This window comes from Streptomyces chisholmiae, assembly GCF_031845445.1.
Lineage (GTDB): Bacteria > Actinomycetota > Actinomycetes > Streptomycetales > Streptomycetaceae > Streptomyces > Streptomyces chisholmiae.
The window spans coordinates 1-579 of sequence record NZ_JAVREO010000075.1 but is presented as its reverse complement, the minus strand read 5'-3'; the positions used below and the strand labels follow the sequence as shown (position 1 = coordinate 579).

Sequence of the window (579 nt, the reverse complement as noted above, 5' to 3'; positions counted from 1 at the left end):
GTACGGGCCGGCTCCCGGCCTCGTTGGTGGCGTCCGCGTCGGTGGACCCGGGCGTGTCCGGTTTCTCCTCGGCGGCCGGCGCGACCGGCGCCGTCGTGATCAGGGCGGCCGCGAGGTCGCCCAGCTCCTCGGGGAGCTTCGCGGACTCGCTGCGGCCCAGGCCCGCCATCTCCACGACGGTCACCCCGTCCGCGCCCCGGACCGCCCGCACCCAGACCCGGCGGCGCTGGATGAACAGCGAGGCGGCGAGCCCGGCGATGGCGGCGATGGCGCCGCCGAGCGCCCAGCCGTTGCCCGGCTGCTGCGAGATCTGGAAGCTGGCCCACTCCTCGATGCCGTCGAAGGTGATCGAGCCCTCCCCGTCGGACAGGTCCAGCTTCTCGCCGGGGCGCAGCATCTTCTTCAGCAGCTCGCCGTCCTCGTTCTTGAACTCCTTCATCTTGGACGTGTCGAGCTGGTAGACGTTCTGCGGCAGCCCGGAGTCGACCCCGAGGGAGCCCCGGTAGGCGCTCAGGGCGAGCACCGGGAACTCCGCGCCGGGGAACTGCGAGAACATCTGGCCCTTGCCGTGGCCCGCGA

Annotated in this window: 1 protein-coding gene; it reads right to left on the bottom strand. The window is 72.7% G+C overall.

Annotated features, from left to right (window positions below):
* Nucleotides 1-579: cytochrome c biogenesis protein ResB (locus tag RM844_RS32120; RefSeq protein WP_311670981.1), on the bottom strand; the 579-nt coding region annotated here is incomplete at both ends.